General features: G+C 72.5%; 16 protein-coding genes. 5 read left to right on the top strand and 11 right to left on the bottom strand.

What is annotated here, in order from left to right; all coding sequences use genetic code 11:
* Positions 1-100: 100 nt before the first annotated feature.
* From ACFYZL_RS21705 to ACFYZL_RS21690, 4 genes are all read right to left on the bottom strand, one after another.
* Positions 101-1,210, bottom strand: coding sequence for an aryl-sulfate sulfotransferase (locus ACFYZL_RS21705; protein ID WP_384750602.1), 1,110 nt, complete (start codon positions 1,208-1,210; stop codon positions 101-103).
* 95 nt (positions 1,211-1,305) lie between these two features.
* Positions 1,306-2,307, bottom strand: coding sequence for an ABC transporter substrate-binding protein (locus ACFYZL_RS21700; RefSeq protein ID WP_384750600.1), 1,002 nt, complete (start codon positions 2,305-2,307; stop codon positions 1,306-1,308).
* Between the two features lie 47 nt (positions 2,308-2,354).
* Positions 2,355-3,071: an ABC transporter ATP-binding protein gene (locus ACFYZL_RS21695; RefSeq protein WP_384750597.1), complete on the bottom strand. Its 717-nt coding sequence runs from the start codon at positions 3,069-3,071 to the stop codon at positions 2,355-2,357.
* Positions 3,068-3,847 (bottom strand): ABC transporter permease, encoded by a 780-nt coding sequence (locus tag ACFYZL_RS21690; RefSeq protein WP_384750594.1) that lies wholly within the window; start codon positions 3,845-3,847, stop codon positions 3,068-3,070. The genes ACFYZL_RS21695 and ACFYZL_RS21690 overlap by 4 nt, the downstream gene beginning before the upstream one ends.
* A gap of 161 nt (positions 3,848-4,008) precedes the next feature.
* Between ACFYZL_RS21690 and ACFYZL_RS21685 the strand changes: the two genes are divergently transcribed.
* Complete coding sequence (locus tag ACFYZL_RS21685; RefSeq protein WP_384750591.1) at positions 4,009-4,578, top strand: helix-turn-helix domain-containing protein; 570 nt, start codon at positions 4,009-4,011, stop codon at positions 4,576-4,578.
* A 30-nt stretch (positions 4,579-4,608) separates the two neighbouring features.
* Here ACFYZL_RS21685 and ACFYZL_RS21680 read toward each other — a convergent pair whose 3' ends face one another.
* Entirely contained in the window at positions 4,609-8,448 is a 3,840-nt protein-coding gene (locus ACFYZL_RS21680) for a helix-turn-helix domain-containing protein (RefSeq protein ID WP_388680983.1), read from the bottom strand.
* A gap of 151 nt (positions 8,449-8,599) precedes the next feature.
* The gene (locus tag ACFYZL_RS21675) at positions 8,600-8,962 is read right to left on the bottom strand and encodes a hypothetical protein (RefSeq protein WP_384750586.1); all 363 of its coding nucleotides are present in this window, start codon (positions 8,960-8,962) and stop codon (positions 8,600-8,602) included.
* Between the two features lie 290 nt (positions 8,963-9,252).
* Here ACFYZL_RS21675 and ACFYZL_RS21670 point away from each other — a divergent pair, with 290 nt between their 5' ends.
* Positions 9,253-10,335 (top strand): nitrous oxide reductase family maturation protein NosD, encoded by a 1,083-nt coding sequence (locus tag ACFYZL_RS21670; RefSeq protein WP_384750583.1) that lies wholly within the window; start codon positions 9,253-9,255, stop codon positions 10,333-10,335.
* Between the two features lie 34 nt (positions 10,336-10,369).
* Complete coding sequence (locus ACFYZL_RS21665; RefSeq protein ID WP_384750580.1) at positions 10,370-11,434, top strand: methyltransferase; 1,065 nt, start codon at positions 10,370-10,372, stop codon at positions 11,432-11,434.
* A 124-nt stretch (positions 11,435-11,558) separates the two neighbouring features.
* Here the strand turns inward: ACFYZL_RS21665 and ACFYZL_RS21660 are convergent, their stop codons facing one another.
* Complete coding sequence (locus ACFYZL_RS21660) at positions 11,559-11,816, bottom strand: acyl carrier protein (RefSeq protein ID WP_388680977.1); 258 nt, start codon at positions 11,814-11,816, stop codon at positions 11,559-11,561.
* Positions 11,817-11,829: 13 nt separating this feature from the next.
* The gene (locus tag ACFYZL_RS21655) at positions 11,830-12,930 is read right to left on the bottom strand and encodes a SchA/CurD-like domain-containing protein (RefSeq protein ID WP_384743680.1); all 1,101 of its coding nucleotides are present in this window, start codon (positions 12,928-12,930) and stop codon (positions 11,830-11,832) included.
* Positions 12,931-13,080: 150 nt separating this feature from the next.
* Between ACFYZL_RS21655 and ACFYZL_RS21650 the strand changes: the two genes are divergently transcribed.
* Entirely contained in the window at positions 13,081-14,736 is a 1,656-nt protein-coding gene (locus tag ACFYZL_RS21650; RefSeq protein ID WP_388680974.1) for an FAD-dependent oxidoreductase, read from the top strand.
* Positions 14,737-14,757: 21 nt separating this feature from the next.
* Here the strand turns inward: ACFYZL_RS21650 and ACFYZL_RS21645 are convergent, their stop codons facing one another.
* Together ACFYZL_RS21645 and ACFYZL_RS21640 are read right to left on the bottom strand one after the other, a co-directional pair.
* On the bottom strand, positions 14,758-15,357 hold the full coding sequence (locus tag ACFYZL_RS21645; protein WP_384586511.1) for a TetR/AcrR family transcriptional regulator: 600 nt from the start codon (positions 15,355-15,357) through the stop codon (positions 14,758-14,760).
* Positions 15,358-15,449: 92 nt separating this feature from the next.
* Entirely contained in the window at positions 15,450-17,510 is a 2,061-nt protein-coding gene (locus tag ACFYZL_RS21640; protein WP_388680970.1) for a discoidin domain-containing protein, read from the bottom strand.
* Between the two features lie 176 nt (positions 17,511-17,686).
* Between ACFYZL_RS21640 and ACFYZL_RS21635 the strand changes: the two genes are divergently transcribed.
* Complete coding sequence (locus tag ACFYZL_RS21635) at positions 17,687-18,046, top strand: zinc ribbon domain-containing protein YjdM (RefSeq protein ID WP_388680967.1); 360 nt, start codon at positions 17,687-17,689, stop codon at positions 18,044-18,046.
* 14 nt (positions 18,047-18,060) lie between these two features.
* Here ACFYZL_RS21635 and ACFYZL_RS21630 read toward each other — a convergent pair whose 3' ends face one another.
* Entirely contained in the window at positions 18,061-19,005 is a 945-nt protein-coding gene (locus ACFYZL_RS21630) for a hypothetical protein (protein WP_384743668.1), read from the bottom strand.
* Positions 19,006-19,063 lie beyond the last annotated feature (58 nt).

Raw genomic sequence — 19,063 nt, 5'->3', positions numbered from 1 at the left:
GGGCTGTCAACGTCCTCGATATCGGTATGCGTGTGAGCACACGGCCATTTCATCCGCCGTACACAGAACGCCTCTTGGTGAAATGAAACAGGGCTGCCGTTCACAGCCAGGGCAGCTCCTGCGCGCTGTAGCGGTAGGCGCGGAAGACGGAGTTCTGGGCGCCGGCCGAGGACTCCAGACCCACACCGTCGCCGAAGGACCGGAACTGCGGGACAACGAACTCCCACACCACCTCCCGGTCCGGGGTCACCTCGAAGAGCCGGCCGAAGGAGCCCTCGGCGATGAAGGTGTTGCCGTTCGGCAGACGCTGCGCGCTGGACATGTACGGGCTGTAGAAGTTCTGCGGCGGGTTGTCCTCGTACGACCACACCTCCTTGCCCGTGCGCGGGTCGAGCTCGAGCACGCGCGAGTACGGCACGGACGTCGTGTCGCGGTAACTGCCGTTGTCGAAGACCAGGATGTTCCCGCCGGGCAGCTCGTGCGGGTGGTGCTGCTGCGCGAGCACGTCGGGGCCGAACCGCCACTGGACGGATCCGTCGGCGCGGTCGATCGACACGGCGGTGGACGCGCTGCGGAAGCCCACGACGACGGAACCGTCCGCGCTTTCGTTGACGGTGTTGGCCATCGGCCAGTGGTTGCGGTCGAAGTGCCGGTCGAGCGGCACCTCTTCGGGGTCGAGGTGCTCGATGGCGGCCCAGCGCCACACGATCTCGCCGTCCCAGGTCAGTTCGTACACCACGTCCCCGTAGATCACCCCGCCCGGCGCCTCGGAGCCGGGGATGCCGCCCCGGATACGGGCCGCGTCGGCGGGGTCGAGGGGTTCCACGGCACCGATGAGGAGGTTGCCGTTGCGCAGGACGGTGGCGTCGTGGTGGTGGAAGGGGTGGCGGACCTCGCGCACGACGGAGGAGTCCGGGGCCAGCTCCTGGAAGATGCCGCCGTGGTAGACCTCCCAGATGGGGAAGAGGACCGGGCCGCTGGTGTCCTTGGCCGCGTAGAAGAGGTTCCCGTTGGGGAGGAGCTGCGCCTGGCGGCCGGGCGGGTGGGGGGAGTTCCAGGTGTGGGCGGTTCGGCCCTCGATGTCGACGAGGTGGATCTCGCCGGCGCTGGTGATCGGCGTGTAGAGGGTGTAGCCGCCGTAGCTGCGCTCGGGGTCGTGGGCGATCAGGCCGACGCCGCGGCGGCGCAGGGTGTTCTGGTCGACGGTCATGGGGATCTCCTCGGGGGAAGCCGGCTCGATGGAAGCCGGGTCGGGGGACGTCGGGTCGGGGGATGTCGGCCCGGGGGACGTGGGTCCGGGGGACGTCAGTGGACGGTGACGGCGGACGCGTCGGCGGCCGTCAGGGGTGCGGGGTCCAGGTACCGCTGCAGCGAGGCACGGTCCGCGGCTCCCGGGAGGCCCTGGGCGGCCTTCGCCCAGCCGGCCTCCTCCTCCAGCTGCGCGAGCAGCTCGGGCGAGAGGGCGGCGCCGTAGGTGTAGCGGGGTTGGAAGACGTCGACGTATCCGGCCTGGAGGGTGCCCTTGGACTGGGTGACCACGGCCTTGCGCGCGCCCGCCGGGTCGGCGGCGATCTCGCGCTGCGCGCCCAGCACGGTGCGGAGCACCGCGGCCGTGGTCTCCTTGTCGGCCTTGGGGCCGGCGACGAGGAGGGTCCTCGCGGTGTACCCGGTGAAGGGGAGCTCGGCGTAGTCGCCGCCCAGGGCCGTGCGGGTGGCGTCGTAGAAGCCGGGGAAGGTGACGCCGGCGTCGATGTCGCCGCGGGCCAGCGCGGAGGGGACCTGGTTCGGGGCCAGGTTGACCACCGTCACGTCGGCGGCCGTCAGCTGCGCCGACGCGAGCATCCGCGACAGCGCGTACTCGACGTTCGTGCCCTGCGGGACGCCCACCTTGCGGCCCTTCAGCGCGGCGAACCCGGTGATCGACCGGTCGGCCCGGGTCAGCAGCCGCCAGTCCGAGAACCGGGACAGGTCGGCGACGATCCGCAGCTCGCGCCCGCCCAGCGCGGCGGTCACGGCGGGCAGGTCGCCGACGACGCCGAGCTGGGCCTGGCCGCCGAGCACGGCGTTCAGCGCGTCGCGGCCCGTGGGATGGGTGGTGACGGTGGCGTCGACGCCCTGCGCGGACCAGAGCCCGCGCTCCTGGGCCACGTAGACGGGGGCGCCGCCGAGGTGGTCGCTCGCCGCGATGGAGACGGCCGGCCGGCCGCCGGCGCCCGCCTTGTCGGACGGGGAGCCGGCGCAGGCGGTGGCGACGGTGGAGAGCAGGGCCGTCAGGAGTACGGCGGCGACCGCACGGGGTCTGAGCATGGTGGAGGTCCTTCCGGGGGCGAGGGTCGAAGGGGGAGGCGAGGGGGTCATTCGGAGCCGAGATGGCGGGCGATCAAGGAGCGGAGGTCCGGGTCGGGCGGCCCGGCCGGGACGGGGTGGTCGGCGAGCACGCGGCCGGGCGAGCCGCCGAGGACGATCACCCGTTCGGCGAGGGCCAGTGCCTCGTCGATGTCGTGCGTGACGAACAGGACGGTGGTGCCGGTGCGCCGCCACAGCTCCCGCAGCAGCTCCTGCATCCGGGTCCGGGTCAGGGCGTCGAGCGCCCCGAACGGCTCGTCCATCAGCAGGACTTCCGGCTCGGCGGCCAGGGCGCGGGCCAGTGCCACGCGCTGGCGCATCCCGCCCGACAGCTCCGCCGGGTACTTCTCCGCGCCGTCCGCGAGGCCCACCTCGGCGAGCGCCGCCAGCGCCCGCCGCCGGCGTTCCGCGCGGGGCAGGCCGAGCCGCTTGAGGGCGAACTCGACGTTCCCGCGGGCCGTGCGCCAGGGGAAGAGCGCGTAGTGCTGGAAGACCACGCCCCGTTCCGGGCCCGGCCCGAGCACCGGCGCCGTGCCGGCGGTCACCCGCCCGGCGGCGGGCCGTACGAACCCCGCGATCGTGTTCAGTACGGTGGACTTGCCGCAGCCGCTGGGGCCCAGCAGGGCCGTGAACGAGCCGGCCGGGAACTCCAGATCGGTGTGCTCCAGGACCGGGGCCGCGCCGTAGCCGACCGACAGCCCCTCCAGGCGTACGTCGAGGCTCATGACTCGCTCCAGTGCGCGAACCGGCGACCGACCGCCGCCAGGACCAGGTCGACGGCCACCCCGAGCAGCCCGAGGACGAGCAGCCCCGCGAACATCCGGTCCACCCGCAGGAACTGGCCGTCGACCTGGAGCCGGTACGCCAATCCGCTGTCCGCGCCGCCCAGTTCGGCCGCGACCAGCGCGAGCAGCGCCACCGAGGCCCCGTAACGCAGCGCCGCGAGCAGAGCGGGGGCCGCCGCGGGCAGCAGGACCTCGGTGATCCGCCGGTGCAGCGGCGCCCCGAGCGACCGGGCCGCCCGCAGGTGCGAGACGGGCACCCGGGAGACCCCGTCGTGCACGTACAGCCACACCGCGAGGAGGACGGCGTACGCGATGAGCAGGCGCTTGGCGCTCTCGCCGATGCCGAACCAGGCGGTGGCCAACGGCACCAGTGCGATCGCGGGGATCGGGCGGAGGAAGGAGACCACCGGGGACACCGCGGCGGACAGCCAGGGCAGACTGCCGGTGGCGAAGCCGAGCGCACTGCCGACGGCCGCGCCGAGGGCGAAGCCCTGTCCCGCCCGGGTCAGGCTGGCGCCGAGGTCCGTGGCCAGGGTGCCGCTGGAGGCGCTGTCCGCCAAGGCGGCGAGGGTCTGCCCGGGCGTGGGCAGCAGCCCGGGAGCCACCGCCCCGGACCCGGCGAGCACGTACCAGAGGGCGAGTACGGCACCGGCCGCGCCCAGGGCCGGGCCGAGTCGGCCGAGGGCCCGGCCGGGCGGTGAGGGGGTGGCGTGCACGGGGCGGCTCCTGGGTCGTTCGTTCGCCCGGGGCGGGCGTTCGCTCAAGGCGGGATAAGTGAGGTCAATAATTGACGACGCTTATTAAGGGAGTGTTGCGGCAGTACGAAACCTCCCGGAGCCACCCGGCCCGGGATCCGCCATGAGGTACGTTCACCAGCGTGTCTCGCCCAGAACCCACGCCCGAAGCCATAGAGGTCGGACAGGTGATCCGCGACTGCCGCAAGCGGCGCGGCGTCTCCATGGCCGTCCTCGCCGCCCGGTCGGGGCTCTCGCAGCCCTTCCTCAGCCAGTTGGAACGCGGGCTCGCCACGCCCAGCCTCAGCTCCATCTACCGGATCGCCGAGGCCCTCGACGTCACCCCCGGCACCTTCCTGCGACCGCCCGGCCGGCCCGGCACGGTCAGCCACGAGGCGGACCCGCAGGTGATCCGGGTCGAAGAGGCCGCCGGGCAGATCGCGCAGGTGCTCATCCCCGGCGGGCGCAGCACCCTGATGGAGGCGTACGAGCACCACTTCGAGCCCGGACAGGGCGAGCGCGGCTGGTTCGAACACCCCGGCGAGGACTTCCTGTACGTCCTCGCGGGCGAAATCGTCCTGGAGGTCGAGGGCGAGGACCCGCTCACCCTGCGCGCGGGTCAGAGCGCCCACCACCGCGGCGAGGTCCCGCACCGCTGCCGCCTGTCGGGCCCGGAGCCCGCCCGCACCCTGCTGGTCATCGCCAACGCGTAGGCGCGACCGGTCCCTTCGGCGGCCGTACGCTCAGTCGCCCGGCCGCAGCGTCCGGGCGATCGACGCCAGGCGCGCCCCGACGTCCGGATCCCACAGCCGGACCGTGCCGTCGGTGCTGCTGGAGGCCACCGTCCGCCCGTCCGGGGAGAACACCACGCCCCAGACCGCGTTGGTGTGCCCCGACAGCGCGGCCACCGGCCGGCGCCCGGCCACGTCCCACAGCCGCACCGTACGGTCGTTGCCGCTGCTGGCGAGGGTCCGGCCGTCGGGGGAGAACGCGATGCCGCGGGCCGAACCGGTGTGGCCGGTCAGAGCGGCCTCGAAGCGCCGGCGCCGGGCGTCCCAGAGCCGGACGGTACCGTCGTTGCCGCTGCTGGCCAGGGTGGTCCCGTCGGGGCTGAACGCCACCCCGCGCACCGCACCCGTGTGACCGGAGAGCGTGGCGAGGGCGCGGCGCCCGGCCACGTCCCACAGCCGCACCGTGAGATCGTCTCCGGCACTGGCCAGGGTGCGTCCGTCGGGACTGAAGGCCACGTCGTTGGCGAAGTCCGTGTGACCGGTGAGGACGGCCGACTCGGTGCCCCCGGCGGTGTCCCACAGCCGGACGGCACCGTCGGAGCCGGCGGAGGCCAGGGTGCGGCCGTCGGGGGAGAAGGCCACCGAGAACACCGTCCCCGCCCGGCCCGGGAGGACGGCCGAGGAGCGGCGCGCGGGGACGTCCCACAGGCGGATCGTGCCGTCCGACCCGGCGGAGGCGAGCGTGCGGCCGTCGGGGGAGAAGGCCACCGAGAACACCGTCTCGCCGTGCCCCTCGAAGGCGGCGAGCACCTTGCGGCCGGCGACGTCCCAGAGCCGCACCGCGTGGTCCCCCTCCGCCGTGGCCAGGAGCTTCCCGTCGGGGCTGTACGCCGCGTGCCAGATCTCCGAGAACGGCCGCGAGGCCAGCACCGCGCCGCGCAGGTCCCACAGGACCACGGACTGGTCGAACCCGGCGGTGGCCAGTACCGCACCGGCCGGATCGACGGCCACCCCGAGGACGTAGTCGGTGTGCCCGGACAGGGTCGCCGTCAGCCGGCCGCTGCCCACGTCCCACAACCGGGTCGCCCCGTCCCCGCCCGCGCTCACCACCGTCGTCCCGTCCGGGGTGTACGCGACCCCGTTCACGTCGTCGCTGTTGCCGGTCAGGGTCGCGGTGGTCCGGCGCATGGCCACGTCCCACAGCCGGACCGTCCGGTCGACGCCCCCGCTGGCGACCGTACGACCGTCCGGGGCGAACGCCGCGCCCAGCACCTCGTCGGTGTGCCCGGCGAGGACGGCCAGCGGGCGGGCCTCGACGGGATCCCACAGCCGCACGGTCCGGTCCGCGCCGGCCGATACGAGCGTCCGGCCGTCCGGGGCGTAGGCGAGGGCGTTGACCCTGCCCGTGTGCCCCTCCAGGGAGGCCACGGCCCGGCGCTCCCCGGCCGCGCCCCCGGCCGCCGCGTCGCCCGCCCCGTCGTACGTCGTGCCCCACAGCCGGATCGTCCCGTCCGGGCCCGCGACGGCCAGGGTCCGGCCGTCCGGGGCGAAGGCGACGGCCCGGGCGCCGGACGTGCTCGCCGGGAACACCGCCGCCGTACGGCGCCCGGCGACGTCCCACAGTCGGGCCGGCCCGTCCGTGGAAGTGGCCGCGAGGGTGCGGCCGTCAGGGCTGAACGCCACCGCGCGGACCCTGCCCGGCACGGTGAAGGACGCCAGGGTCCGGTGCCCGGCCGTCTCCCGAACCCGCACCGTGCCGTCGGCCCCGGCCGAGGCCAGGGTCCGGCCGTCGGGTGCGAACGCCACGGCGTTGACGGGACCGGAGTGCCCGCCGAGCCGGGCGATGAACGGCTGCGACTGCGTGCTGAGCAGGGCGCCCCGGGCCTCGCTCGTCGGCGCGGCGCGATAGGCCTCCCCGGCGAGCCGCATCGAGGCCTCGGGCTGCCCGGCCGAGAGCGCCGCGGACTGCAGGGCGAGCGCCCGCGACCGCGCCACGCGCTCCTGACCGAGCGCGCCGGCCCGCTGCTGGTACGCGAGCCCGCCCGCGCCCACGGCGAGGACCAGCAGGACCACCAGCGTGGCCAACATCCTCTGTCGCAGCCGTACCTGGCGCCCGACCTGCCGCTGCCGGGCCTCCTCGGCGGCCTGACTGGCCCGCAGGAAGGCCTCCTCCAAGGGGCCGAGGCGACCGCGGCCGTCGAGTTCGTCGGCCCAGGCCCGGGCGTTCTCCAGCCGGGCACCACGATGGAGGGCCGACGGATCGCGCCCCTCGCGCTCCCACTCGGCGGCGGCGAGGGCCAGTTGCTGGTGGATCAGCAGCCCCGCCCGGTCGGCCCGGATCCAGCCGCGCAGCCGCGGCCAGGCCTCCAGCAGCGCCTCGTGGGTGATCTCCACGGTGTCGCTGTCCATGGTGATCAGGCGGGCCCGTACGAAGCTGTCGAGCGCTGCCGCCGCGCGGTCGGGCCCGGCGGGATGCGCCGCCATGAGCTCGCTCCGGCTCATCCGGCGCCGCGTCACCCCCGAGCCGTCGGCGCCGTCGACCACGTGGACGAGCCGTACGAGCATCCGCCGGACGGCCCGCTGCTCGGCCGGGTACAGGCGGGCGAAGACGTCTTCGGCGGTCCGCGCGACCGCGCCCCGGATCCCGCCGGTCCGTTCGTACCCGGCGACGGTCAGCGTGTCCCCCTCCCGCCGGCGCCAGGTGGCCATCAGCGCGTGGGAGACCAGGGGGAGAGCGCCGGAGGGGATCCGGTCCGGCGGATCGCCCCGCAGACCGGCGTCGCGCAGCAGCAGGGGGACGAGGCCCGGTTCGATGCAGAGCCCGGCACGCTCCGCCGGGCGCGCGACCGACTCGCGCAGTTCCGCCACGGACATGGGCGGCAGCACGAACAGGCCCTCGGCGAAGACCGGGGCCAGCTCGGGAAGGTCCAGGCAGTTGCCCGAGAAGTCGGCCCGCACCCCGAGCACCACCAGTGCCGGGTCGTACCCGTCCTGCGCCGCGGGGGCCCCGGCCAGGGCCCGCAGCACCCGTACGAACGAGCGCCGTTCCTCCTCGTCGGAGCAGAGGGTGAACAGCTCCTCGAACTGATCGACGATCAGCACCGGCCGCGGCGGCGGGGCCGGCCGCTCCCGCGGGTCCGCGGGCGAGTCGCCGCACAGCCGGCGGACGGCCGCGAGCAGCGCCCTCGGCTCTGCCGCCAACCCCTGCGCGGTGAGGCCGGGATCGGTGCCGAGCACCTTCGCGGTACGGTCCAGCAGTTCGTCCAGGGGATGCGCCGTGGGAGTGAGCCGCACCACCGGCCAGGAGTCGGCTCCCGCCATCGGGAAGCCGCCCGGGCGCCGCAGGGCCGGTACGAGGCCCGCGTTCAGCAGGGACGACTTGCCGGCGCCCGACGGGGCGACGAGCAGGAGCGGACCGCTGCCGATCCGCTCGAACGCCCGCTCCACCAACTCGGCGGTGGCCCGCTCCCGGCCGAAGAACCAGCCCGCCTCCCGCACGGTGAACGCCGGCAGGCCCCGGTAGGGACACTCGCCGGGATCGGCGGGGTGGTCGGCCGCCGGTGGTGGTTCGCCTTCCCGCACCATCCGCAGGAGTTCGCCCTCCGCTCGCAGTACCTCGTCGCAGCGGCGCGCCACGTCGGGGGTCGCGCGCTTCGCGCCGGTCTCGATCTTGCTCAGGTAACCCTTGCTGTAGTGCGTCTGCCGGGCCAGGTCGGCCAGTGACAGCCCGCGTTGCACCCGCAGACGGCGCAATCGAACGGAGAAGGGTGGGTCGGCGTCTTCGGCAAGGTCGAAATCGAGCTGGTGATCGGTCTTCCGGCGGTGGTCCGGATCCCCCACAACATCCCCCATGGCAGTGCGTGCCGAGGCAGCGAGACGGCACTGCCCAGGCTACAGCGGGGGACTGACGGCGAGCCGGGTGCTCGCACGCGAATGACCAGAACAGGAGCGTCCGGAGCCGCTTCGGGCACGGCTCCGGACGCTCCCGCGTGGGGGTTCGGTGCTACGGGTTGAGGCGGATCGAGTTGATGGGCGTCAGGTCGGCGTAGACGCCCGTCTTGGCCGCGATGGGGTTGCCGCAGCCCCCGCCGTTGTAGCCCGTGCACAGGTTTGCGGTCGCACCGCCGTACTGGTTGTTGAGGACCCAGTGGTTCCCGTACTGGCCGTTCAGGTTGTGGGCCCCGTAGCTGTAGAAGACGTGGGTCGGCTTGACGGCCGGGTTCTGGTTCTGCGGATAGATGCAGACCGCTCCGTCCGGGCACCCGGCCCACGCGTCGGCGGGCTTGGCCTGAACCGTGCCGCTCAGCGCGACGACGGCGACGGTGGCGGTCGCGAGTGCGGCGGCGCCGCGGAACAGCTTGTACATGTTTTCCCCTCGGGTCTGGCTCCGGTCCTGCTCCGGTCTTGCTCCGGGTCCCGCTTCGTGCGGACCCCTTCAGCGTGTGCCCGCCGCCGGACCGGGGTCGACGGGTTTCCCGTTGCCCGTCCCCGGCGGATCCGGGAAACCCCCGCCGACCAGGCCCGTTCCCGAGACGTGGGCAACAGGGGAAGGCCGCCACGCCGACGGGCCCCAAAATGCAGCCGTTTGCCCACGGGATGTATCCATCCGCTTACCCGGTGTGGCGGGCGGTGGTGATCGCCCCTAGCTTCGAAAATGTGACGAACCGACAACTCAAATGCCTCACATGCATCACAGCGGTCATCGCCGCCGGCCTGGGCGTCGCCGCGCCACCCGCCGCCGCGGCCGGACACATGGTGCATCCGGGAGAATCGATCCAGGCGGCCGTGGACGCCGCGAAGCCGGGAGACAGCATCACCGTGCTGCCCGGCACCTATCGGGAGCACGTGCTGATCACCAAGCGGCTGACGCTGCGCGGGTGGGGGCGCCAGACCGTCATCAAGCCGCCGCAGACCCCCGCCGCCGCGGCTCCGCCCGCCCGCGCGGCCGGCGCCGCCTGCTCGCAGGCCGACACCGGCATCTGCGTGATGGGCACGGCGGAGAAGGACGTCGACCGGGTGAGCATCCGTTCGCTGACCGTCTCCGGCTTCAAGCGCAACGGCATCTGGGCCTCCCGCACCGACCGCCTCTCCGTCGAGCAGGTGATCTCCGAGAAGAACGGCACCTGGGGCATCGCCCAGGAGCGGTCCACCCGCGGGCTGTTCCGAGGCAACACCGCCCGGGACAACGTGGAGTCCGGCATCTTCATCGCCAACACCGTCGACCGGGAGGGCGGCGCCACCGACACGCTCGGAGCCGTGGTCCGGGACAACACCCTGACCGGGAACCGGATCGGAGTGACGGTCAGGCGCGTCCGGAACCTCACCGTCAACGACAACACCCTCACCGGGAACTGCGGCGGCGTGTTCGTCGTCGGCGACGAGGGCATCCCCGGCGCCGGGGACATGACCATCCGCGGCAACCGCATCCACGCGAACAACAAGTTCTGCAAGGGCAACACCCGACTCCCCGACATCCAGGGCGTCGGCATCGTCCTCACCGGCGCCGAGGACACGGTGATCCGCTCCAACTCCGTCCGCGACAACGTCGGCTCCTCGCCGCTGTCGGGCGGGATCCTGCTGTTCAAGAGCTTCGTGGGCGCCAAGAACAGCGACAACGTCATCAAGGACAACGTCGTACGCGGCAACATGCCGGCCGACCTCGCCAACCAGGGCACCGGCACCGGCAACAAGTTCACCGGCAACCGCTGCCGGACGTCCGTGCCCGCCGGGATGTGCTGACCGTGCCGCCCGCCACCAGGAGAGACGAGACCCCATGACCACGGTGAGTCCGAAGCCGACCCCCCTCTCACCTCCCGCCCAGCCCCACACCCCCCAACCGGGCATGCGGCTGCGCGAGCTCGTCTTCGGCGCGGCCTGCGCCGCGGCCGTCCGGGCCGCGGCCCGCCTCGGAGTCGCCGACGCGCTCGGCGACGCGCCCGCCGGCGTCGAGGAGCTCGCGACGGCCGTCGGGTGCGAGCCCCGGCCGCTGCGCAGACTGCTGCGGGCCCTGTCCTGCTACGGGATCTTCGAAGAGACCGACCAGGGCGCGTACGTCCACACGGACATGTCCCGGCTGCTGCGCGAGGACGATCCGCACAGCCTGCGCTACATCTCCCTGTGGTGCACCGAGCCCTGGACCTGGCAGGCCTGGCCGCGCCTCGACGACGCCGTGCGCACCGGCGGCAGCGTGTTCCAGGAGCTCTACGGCAAGGGCTTCTTCGACTACCTGCACGAGGACGCCCACGAGTCGGCCCACGTCTTCAACCGCGCCATGACCACCTCCAGCAAGCAGTCGGCGCTGGACGTCGCGGAACTCCTCGACCTCACCGGGGTCCGGGCGGTCGCCGACATCGGCGGCGGCCAGGGCCACGTGCTGGCGAGCCTGCTGGAGAAGCACCCGGCCGTACGGGGAGCCCTGCTCGACCTGCCCGGCGTGGCCGCCAAGGCCGATCCCCGGCTGCGGGACGGCGGCCCGCTCGCGGCACGCGTCGACATCGTCCCCGGCGACTGCCGCGAGGCCGTCCCCGTCGAGGCCGACCTCTACATCATCAAGAACATCCTGGAGTGGGACGACGACAGCACCCGCAGGACCCTGCGGAACGTGATCGCGGCGGCCCGCCCCGGAGCCCGGGTCGTCGTCATCGAGAACCTCGTCGACGACACCCCGTCCATGAAGTTCACCACGGCCATGGACCTGCTCCTGCTGCTCAACGTCGGTGGGGCGAAGCACACCGAGGAGAGCATGCGCACCCGGATGGCGGACGCCGGTCTGGTGGTCACCTCGGTCCGACCGGTCAACGCCTACCTGCACGCATTCGAGTCCACCGTGCCCGGATGACCCGGCCGCGGACCGGACCGCGGACCGGGCCGCCCGGCGCGCGGCCGCCGCGCGAACGCCCCCGGGACCGGCACAGGGCCGGTCCCGGGGGCGTTCGCGCAGGCGTGCCCTGCCCGGGTGCCGTTCAGGTGCCCGACATCAGGGCGCCGTTGACGAGGTCGAGGAACTCCTGCGGCGACTTGCACCGCTCCGCCTCGGGCGGCAGGGGCCGGCTGTGCCGGTTCTCCAGCTCGCCGACGATGCCCAGCAGGCCCAGGGAGTCCAGGCCCCACTCTTCGAACCCCGATTCGGGGCGGCTCGCCATCTCGCGGGCGTCGACCGTGACGCCGGCGCCCTTCTTCATCAGGGCGGCCAGTTCTTCGATGGTCAGTCGATCGGTCATGACGGACAACTCCTCAGGCTCGGGCCGGCGAACGCCGGTCGGTGATCAGGCGCATTTCGGAGCGCGCGAGGAAGCGCGAGATCTCCTGGTCGGTGATGGGCACCCCGTCCTTGGCACTGTCGAGCAGCCGGGCGAGGACGGCCGCCTTGTGGTCGCCCTCCACGCCGAGCGCCAGGGCGGGGCGGGCGTCGAGCGGCCCGCGCACGTCCAGGAGCCGGACGACGACGTCGTCGCGCTCGAAGACGGTGCTCGCCTCGACGGGGCTCGTCGGATCGTCCACCGCCAGCTCGTCCTGGCGGGCGAGCAGCCGGGCGAGCGCCATGCCGCACCCGTCCTTCGCGGGATAGAAGAGCGCGTGCCGTCCGAGGCCCTCGCTCTCGGGCCGCGCCGCCGCCACGTGGTGCACCGCCGGCAGGGCCGCCCGGGTGAAGAAGGTCCGGGCCGATCCCGGGTCGGCGAGGTCGCGGTCCAGTTCCAGGTACGGGTTGATGGCCTCCTCCAGCGCCCGCACCTCCGGCTGTCGGGCCACATGGCTCAGCGCGACCTGGAGGTCGCCCTCCACCTCGATCGCCCGCACCACACGGTTGCCGTGCATGAAGAGCGAGGTGCGGCGCAGCCGGGTGCTCTCGTCGACCCGGGCCTGCGGGGAGACGTACGAGGACAGCAGCTCGGCGACCACGGCCTCGCTGCCCGGCTTCACGGTGAAGGTGAGCGCGTGGCGCACCACCCCGTCCCCGCGGCGAGGCGACGGGGAGACCAGGGGAGCGGCGTCCTCGGCCTTCCCCCGCATGACGCTGAACCGCAGCGAGCGCGTGTCCCGTACGCAGCCGTGGAGCGGTTGCACCGACGCCACGTGGTCCTCGCTGTTCACCCAGGCGAGGAAGCGCGGCGCGCTCTCCCATTCGCTGGTGATCAGCCACTGCGAAGGGTTCTCGATCGACTGGCACAGTTCGTCGCTGATGTGCCCGGGCACGGAGGACACCTGCTTGCGCAGATGCTCGTACACCTCCAGGAACCGGTTCTGAGCGCCGTCGTACAGATCCAGCAGCAGCACGACCCGAAGTCTCGAGCCGTCGAAGGCGGACTGGGATATCCGTTCCGACAAAGTTGTCATCTTTCACACTCCTTCGGGACGTCGCGGTCGCCACGGGAGGCGGCGCCACCCGCAACCGATCGTTGTCCCGTGGACCGCCCGGCGCGAGAGGGGAGAACCAAGCGGGTGAACGGGCGAGGGAACGGCCCTCGCACAGGGCATGGAAGAGCCATGAAGGAAAACGTCGACCACCGCGTGCCGGTCCTCATCGTGGGTGGCTCCCTCGTGGGCCTGTGCACCTCGCTGTTCCTCGGGCGGCACGGCATCGGCCACATGCTCGTGGAGAAGCACGCGGGCACCTCGCTGCACCCGCGCGGACGCGGGATCAACGTGCGGACCATGGAGCTGTTCCGGGTCGCGGGTGTCGAGGGCCGCATCCGTGCGGCCGCGAGCGTCCTGGCGGACAACCACGGCATCCTGCAGGGCGGCTCGCTCACCGGCGACGACCAGGAATGGCTGTTCGAGGAGATCGACCCCGGCGGCGGCCTCGCCCGCTTCAGCCCGGCGTCGTGGTGCCTGTGCAGCCAGAACGACATCGAGCCGGTGCTGATGTCCGTCACCCCGGGGCTCGGCGCCGACCTGCGGTTCTCCACCGAGTTGCTCTCCTTCGACCAGGACTCCACGGGGGTGACCGCCGTCCTGAAGAGCCTGGAGACCGGGGAACACACCAAGGTGCGCGCGGACTACCTCGTCGCCGCCGACGGGCCGCGCAGCCCCGTCCGCGAGGAGCTCCGGATCGGCCAGACCGGCCCCGGCGACCTGTTCCACAACGTCAGCGTCACCTTCCGCTCGCGCGGCCTCGCGGACGTGGTCGGCGACCGGCGCTTCATCGTCTGCTACCTGACCAAACCCGACGCGGACGGCGCGCTGCTGCCCGTGGACAACGCGGAACGGTGGGTCTTCCACGCGCCCTGGCACCCCGACCGGGGCGAGACCATGGAGGACTTCACCGACGAACGCTGCGCCGAGCACATCCGGCGGGCCGTCGGCGCGCCCCACCTGGACGTGGAGATCACGGGCAAGGCCCCCTGGCACGCCGCCGAACGGGTCGCCGAGCGGTACGGCTCCGGCCGCGTCTTCCTCGCCGGGGACTCCGCCCACGAGATGTCCCCCACCGGCGCGTTCGGCTCGAACACCGGCATCCAGGACGCCCACAACCTGGCCTGGAAGATCGCCGCGGTGTTGAAGGGCTCGGCGGGCCCCCGCCTCCTGGAGAGCTACGAGGCCGAACGACTGCCGGTGGCGCGGGCGACGAGCGCGCGCGCCTCGGCCCGCTCGGCCGAGCACAGCCACCCGGGCTACGAGCCCGACCCCGGCTCCGCCGCACCCGGCGGCGGCCGACCGGGCGGGGTCCTGTCCGTGGCCATGGGCTACCGCTACCACCAGGGCGCGGTCCTGGGCGCCGACCACGACCAGCCCGTCGTACCCGAACGGATGCGGCCGGCCGGCGATCCGGGCACCCGTGCCCCGCACATGTGGCTGCACACCCGCGGGCCGGAGGAGCCCGCGGAACGGGTGTCGACCGTGGACCTCTACGAGCGGTCCTTCGTGCTGCTCAGCTCCGAGGGCACGCCGTGGCGGGACGCGGCGCGCTCCGTCGCCGGGGAGCTGGGCGTGGACCTGATCGCCTACGCGATCGGCGCCGGGCCCGACGCCGACCTGTCCCCGGAGGAGGGCGCCGACTGGGCGCAGACGCACGGCACGACCCAGGCCGGAGCGGTCCTCGTACGGCCCGACGGATTCGTGGCGTGGCGGTGGCCGCAGGACGCGGAGGACCCGGAGGCGGTGCTCCACGAGGTGCTGACCACCCTGCTGTACCGGGCCTAGCCGACGGCCCCGCGCGGGCGGTCAGCCGTCGTGGGTGACGAGCGCGGCCACGTGCTCGGTCATCGTGTCGAGGATCTCCGCGGCGGCCTTGTCGTCGCCGAGGACGAGGAGGTTCAGCGTCAGCCCGTCGGTCATGGCCACCAGATAGCGGGCCAGCGCGGGCAGCGGGATGCGCAGTTCGAACTCCACGCTGCCCCGGAGCTCTTCGAGCAGCTCGGTGTAGGTCTCGGAGTACACCTCGTACTGCCGGCGCGCCAGGTGCTCGAAGCCGGGCTGGCGCATCGCGTACTGGGTGAGCTCGTAGGTGAGCAGGTGCGTGCCCGGGTGGGCGGCCACGTGGTCCCAGTACGCCCGGAAGCCGGCCCGTACGGTCTCCCGGAGGGTGGCCTTGGGCCGGATCGCCTCCCGCACCACGGTGATGTACTCGTCGGTGATCGTCGTGATGACCGATTCGAGCAGGGCCTGCTTGGAGTCGAAGCAGTAGTGGAAGACGCTGAGCGACACGCCCGCCTCGGCCGCGATGGACCGCGTCGTCGTCCGGGCGACGCCGTCGCGGGTCATGGCGCGGATCGCGGCCTCGGTCAGCTGCCGGCGGCGCTCGGCGGACGGCATCCGTGCCATCGGGTCCCTCCCGTTCTCGTGCCGGGGCCGGTCGGATCAGGAGGGGCTCCTGATCCGACCGGCCCCGGGGTGTTCCGTGTTCCCGTACGGGGTCAGCTGCCGTACACGCCGACCTCGTAGAGGGAGTAGCCCCACTGGGTGCCGCGCTGCACCCCGTGGACGCGTACGTAGCGTGCCGACACGCCGTCGAACAACGCCGTGTCCAGGCCGCCGTCACCGGTCGTCGTGGACCATACGGACTGCCAGTTCGTCCCGTCGGACGAGACCTCGATCTTGTAGCCCTTACCGTACGCGCGCTCCCAGTTGAGCGTGACGCGCTTGACGAGGTTCGTGCTGCCGAGATCGATCCGGAGCCACTGGTCGTCGCTCCAGTCGCTCGCCCAGCGGGAGCCCGTGTCGCCGTCCACGGCCCGGCCGGACGCGTAGCTGACGAACGGGTTCCACTCCGTCGAGCCGGCCGAGGTGGGCGCGCCCGCGGCGAGGTTCACGCCGGCCTTGTGCCGCTCGGAGGCGCCCCAGGTGCCGAGGTAGGACTCGGCGCCCTTGAAGAGGTCGTCCACCACGTCCTGGCCGCCGACGAGTCGGATGTCCTCGATCCAGTCCGGGACCAGACCGTAGTGCGAGGCGCCGTCGGTGTTCAGGTCCCACGTGCGCTGGCCCGTCGTCTGCTTGTCGATGACGGAGCCGCCGTCGGTGCTGCGGAAGGGGTACTTCACCGGGTTCGGGGTGTTCGCGCCCCGGGGGCCGGGCCAGCCGCCGACGCCGTTCATGTCGGTGCCGTACCCGAGGCCGACGCCGTACTTGTCGCGCAGGGCGTCCTTGCTCTTGGCCTCCCCGCTGAAGCCCTCGGAGCCGCCCATGTACTGGGCGATGAAGCCGCCGAGCTTGTAGACCCGCTCGCTCCACTCCGAGTCCATCCAGCTGTGCGAGGAGATCACGCCGGGGTAGGACTCGGTCTCCAGGATGTCGAAGGCGCGGCCGGCGGCCTTGACGCTCATGTGGTCGACCTCGAGCAGCATCTTGCGCTTCATCATCCCGCGCACCGCGTACTCGCCCAGATCGGTCAGACCTCGGCTGTTGCACTGCGCGTTCGACGCGTACGAGGGCACGGCCACGCCCGCCGGGAGCTGTTGCTGCGCCTGGGGGGCCGCCGCGAGCCCGATGGGGTTGTCGTGCTGGGGGCCGGCGCACTGCTCCGTCTTCCAGAAGGTGCCGGTGGACAGGAACTGGCCCACGTTGATCGCGGTGCCCAGGGCGCCCTCGTCGAAGCGGACCCCGCAGAGCGCGTTGTCGAACTTGTGGCAGAGGAACATGCTGCGCACGCCCAGCTTGTGCAGCTCGTCCAGGCCCCGGTCGATGTCCTCCTTGGAGCACTGGGCGATGTCCAGGATCTGCTTGCAGCCGAAGGGCTCGGAGGTCTCGACCCCGAGGACGACGGCGAGCTTGCCCTGCTTGATCACCTCGCGGGCCTGCGCGGAGTCGGTGACGATGCGGAACCAGCCCTTGCCCGGGCCGCCGTACATCTTGTCGATGTAGGCCTGCATGTCGTAGGTCTTCTGCGCCTCCAGGCGGATGGCGGTCATCTCGTCGCAGCCGCGGTCCTTGAAGAAGTAGACCGAGCAGATGACCCCGTTGGTGACGAGGTCGTTGACGAGCACCCGCTGGCCGCCGCGCCAGGCCCGCTCCACCCAGGCGTAGTAGTTCTGCTGGTGGGTGAGCGAGTCGTGCGCGGGCCAGTCCTTGAAGGTGGGCCAGCCGGTCGGGTCGTGCTTCCCGTCGCCGCCCTTGGTGATCATGTCGAAGATCGCGAGCGTGCCGTCGGGGTAGTGCTCGGGGCAGTCCTTGAGCGCGTCGGCGACGCCCTGCTCGGAGAACGGCTTGCCGCAGATGAGGCGACCGCCGAAGCCCTCGTTGGACATCAGGTGGTCGTGGGCGTCGACGAAGCCGCGGACCCTGCCCTGGGCGTCGGTGCCCTTGAAGGGCTCGCCGGTGACGTTGATCTCGGAATCCGGCGCGGGCCGGGCGACCGGGTTCCACCAGCCGGGGTCGGCGGCGGAGGAGGTGGACGCGGGGCCGATCACCATGGCGACCACGGTGAGGAGTATCGACAGGACCGCGAGCGGTCTGCGCCTGAAGCGCGGGAGGGGGGTCATGTACATGTCATCATCACGTTTTCACTCGGCAGATGGCACGGTGGGGGATCCGACCGAGAATCTCGACTGCTGACAGCAGAGTCAATAGTCCGGGACAGATGACCTGATGATTTGTCAGAACAGTGGAAAGGGTGGGCGGTCGCGGAACGGCACGTTGCCGGAAATATACTGACGGGATGAGCGAAACCCCCTTGCCCCCCTGTCCCGAATGTTCCGGTGAGTACGCCTACGAGATGGGCGCCCTGCTCGTCTGCCCCGAGTGCGGGCACGAGTGGGAGCCCGCCGGTGCCGGGTCCGGCGAGGCCCCCTCGGAGGAGCGGGTGGTCAAGGACTCCGTCGGCAACGTGCTGTCGGACGGGGACACCGTGACGGTGGTCAAGGGCCTGAAGGTCAAGGGCAGCACCACCGGCATCAAGGCGGGCACGAAGGTGCGCAACATCCGCCTCGTCGACGGGGTCGACGGCCACGACATCGACTGCCGGATCGAGGGCTTCGGCGCCATGCAGCTGAAGTCCAGCGTGGTCAGGAAGGGCTGAAGGCCCGGCGCGGATCAGCGCTGGGCGCGCTCCCGCCAGTACGCGTACTGCTGCATCGGGTCGCCGACCAGGCGCCAGGGCCACTCGGTCACCGTGCCGTCGATCAGTGCGAAGACCTCGCCGGCGTCCCGGAGGCGATTGGCCTGCACCAGGGCGAAGGCCAGCAGGTTCAGGTCGGCCTTGGCCGCCGCGTGGTGCAGGAATCCGGGGCTGCGCCAGTTGGCGTACGCCCGGTCGAGGATGGGCGCCGCGGGGGCGCTCGCCCAGTGCCTGCGTGCCATGAGCGTGCTCAGGTCGTCCTCGGCGGCGGCGCCGGTGTGGTGCCGCCGGACGGTGGCCGTCAGCTCTATGCCCGCGGTGGGCGCGTTCGCCGGCATGCGGGAGCGCGAGGCGTCGATGAATTCGAGCACCTGCATGTGCGAGCCGCACTCGTCCGGCGAGAGGTAGCCGAGCATCTGGAGGTGTGCCTCGCGGTTCCAGGTGTCGCGGGACAGCACCTCCTGCCATATCCGGAAGACCTCCTGCGAGGGGCGCCGCAGCAGACGCAGGATCCCCAGCAGCACCACCCACGGAGCGGGGTCGGCGGGCTGGAGGTCCGCCGCGTCGTAGCAGGCGTCGACCGCGGTCTGGGCGTCGTCCATGTCGCCCTTGCGGGTGCCCCGTACGAGGTCCGCCCAGGCCTGCACCAGGAGCGCGTCGCCACTGCCGGGGCGCCGGGCGGGCCAGGTCCGTACGAAGTTGGAGTCGGCCGCGGCGTGGGCCAGGACGCCGAGCCGGTGCGAACGCCGGTCCCAGTCCGTGCCGGCGTCCGCCAGCAGCTGCTCCACCTGGGCGATCTGAAGGTCCGCCAGGCCGGGGGACGGACTGCCTTCCAATGCCTTCAGGACCCGGCCGAGTTGGACGTCGTCGAGCTCAGGTGCGAGGCGTGGCTTGCGGCGGCGGGTTCCGAAGATCGGCATGGCGGGAGGATAAGAGATCGTCCGGAGTTCAAACCCCCTTCACGGGAAATTGTTATCC

Source organism: Streptomyces sp. NPDC001717 (assembly GCF_042892775.1).
GTDB lineage: Bacteria > Actinomycetota > Actinomycetes > Streptomycetales > Streptomycetaceae > Streptomyces.
Note: the sequence above shows the minus strand (reverse complement) of the source record. Positions and strands in the feature narration are given on the sequence as shown.

Excerpts from the sequence above, each read along its gene's own strand:
- ACFYZL_RS21680 (WP_388680983.1), bottom strand. The coding sequence starts at position 8,448 with ATGGGGGATGTTGTGGGGGATCCGGACCACCGCCGGAAGACCGATCAC.
- ACFYZL_RS21655 (WP_384743680.1), bottom strand. The coding sequence starts at position 12,930 with ATGACAACTTTGTCGGAACGGATATCCCAGTCCGCCTTCGACGGCTCG.
- ACFYZL_RS21705 (WP_384750602.1), bottom strand. The coding sequence starts at position 1,210 with ATGACCGTCGACCAGAACACCCTGCGCCGCCGCGGCGTCGGCCTGATC.
- ACFYZL_RS21635 (WP_388680967.1), top strand. The coding sequence starts at position 17,687 with ATGAGCGAAACCCCCTTGCCCCCCTGTCCCGAATGTTCCGGTGAGTAC.
- ACFYZL_RS21695 (WP_384750597.1), bottom strand. The coding sequence starts at position 3,071 with ATGAGCCTCGACGTACGCCTGGAGGGGCTGTCGGTCGGCTACGGCGCG.
- ACFYZL_RS21660 (WP_388680977.1), bottom strand. The coding sequence starts at position 11,816 with ATGACCGATCGACTGACCATCGAAGAACTGGCCGCCCTGATGAAGAAG.
- ACFYZL_RS21700 (WP_384750600.1), bottom strand. The coding sequence starts at position 2,307 with ATGCTCAGACCCCGTGCGGTCGCCGCCGTACTCCTGACGGCCCTGCTC.
- ACFYZL_RS21650 (WP_388680974.1), top strand. The coding sequence starts at position 13,081 with ATGAAGGAAAACGTCGACCACCGCGTGCCGGTCCTCATCGTGGGTGGC.
- ACFYZL_RS21675 (WP_384750586.1), bottom strand. The coding sequence starts at position 8,962 with ATGTACAAGCTGTTCCGCGGCGCCGCCGCACTCGCGACCGCCACCGTC.
- ACFYZL_RS21665 (WP_384750580.1), top strand. The coding sequence starts at position 10,370 with ATGACCACGGTGAGTCCGAAGCCGACCCCCCTCTCACCTCCCGCCCAG.
- ACFYZL_RS21630 (WP_384743668.1), bottom strand. The coding sequence starts at position 19,005 with ATGCCGATCTTCGGAACCCGCCGCCGCAAGCCACGCCTCGCACCTGAG.
- ACFYZL_RS21645 (WP_384586511.1), bottom strand. The coding sequence starts at position 15,357 with ATGGCACGGATGCCGTCCGCCGAGCGCCGCCGGCAGCTGACCGAGGCC.
- ACFYZL_RS21640 (WP_388680970.1), bottom strand. The coding sequence starts at position 17,510 with ATGACCCCCCTCCCGCGCTTCAGGCGCAGACCGCTCGCGGTCCTGTCG.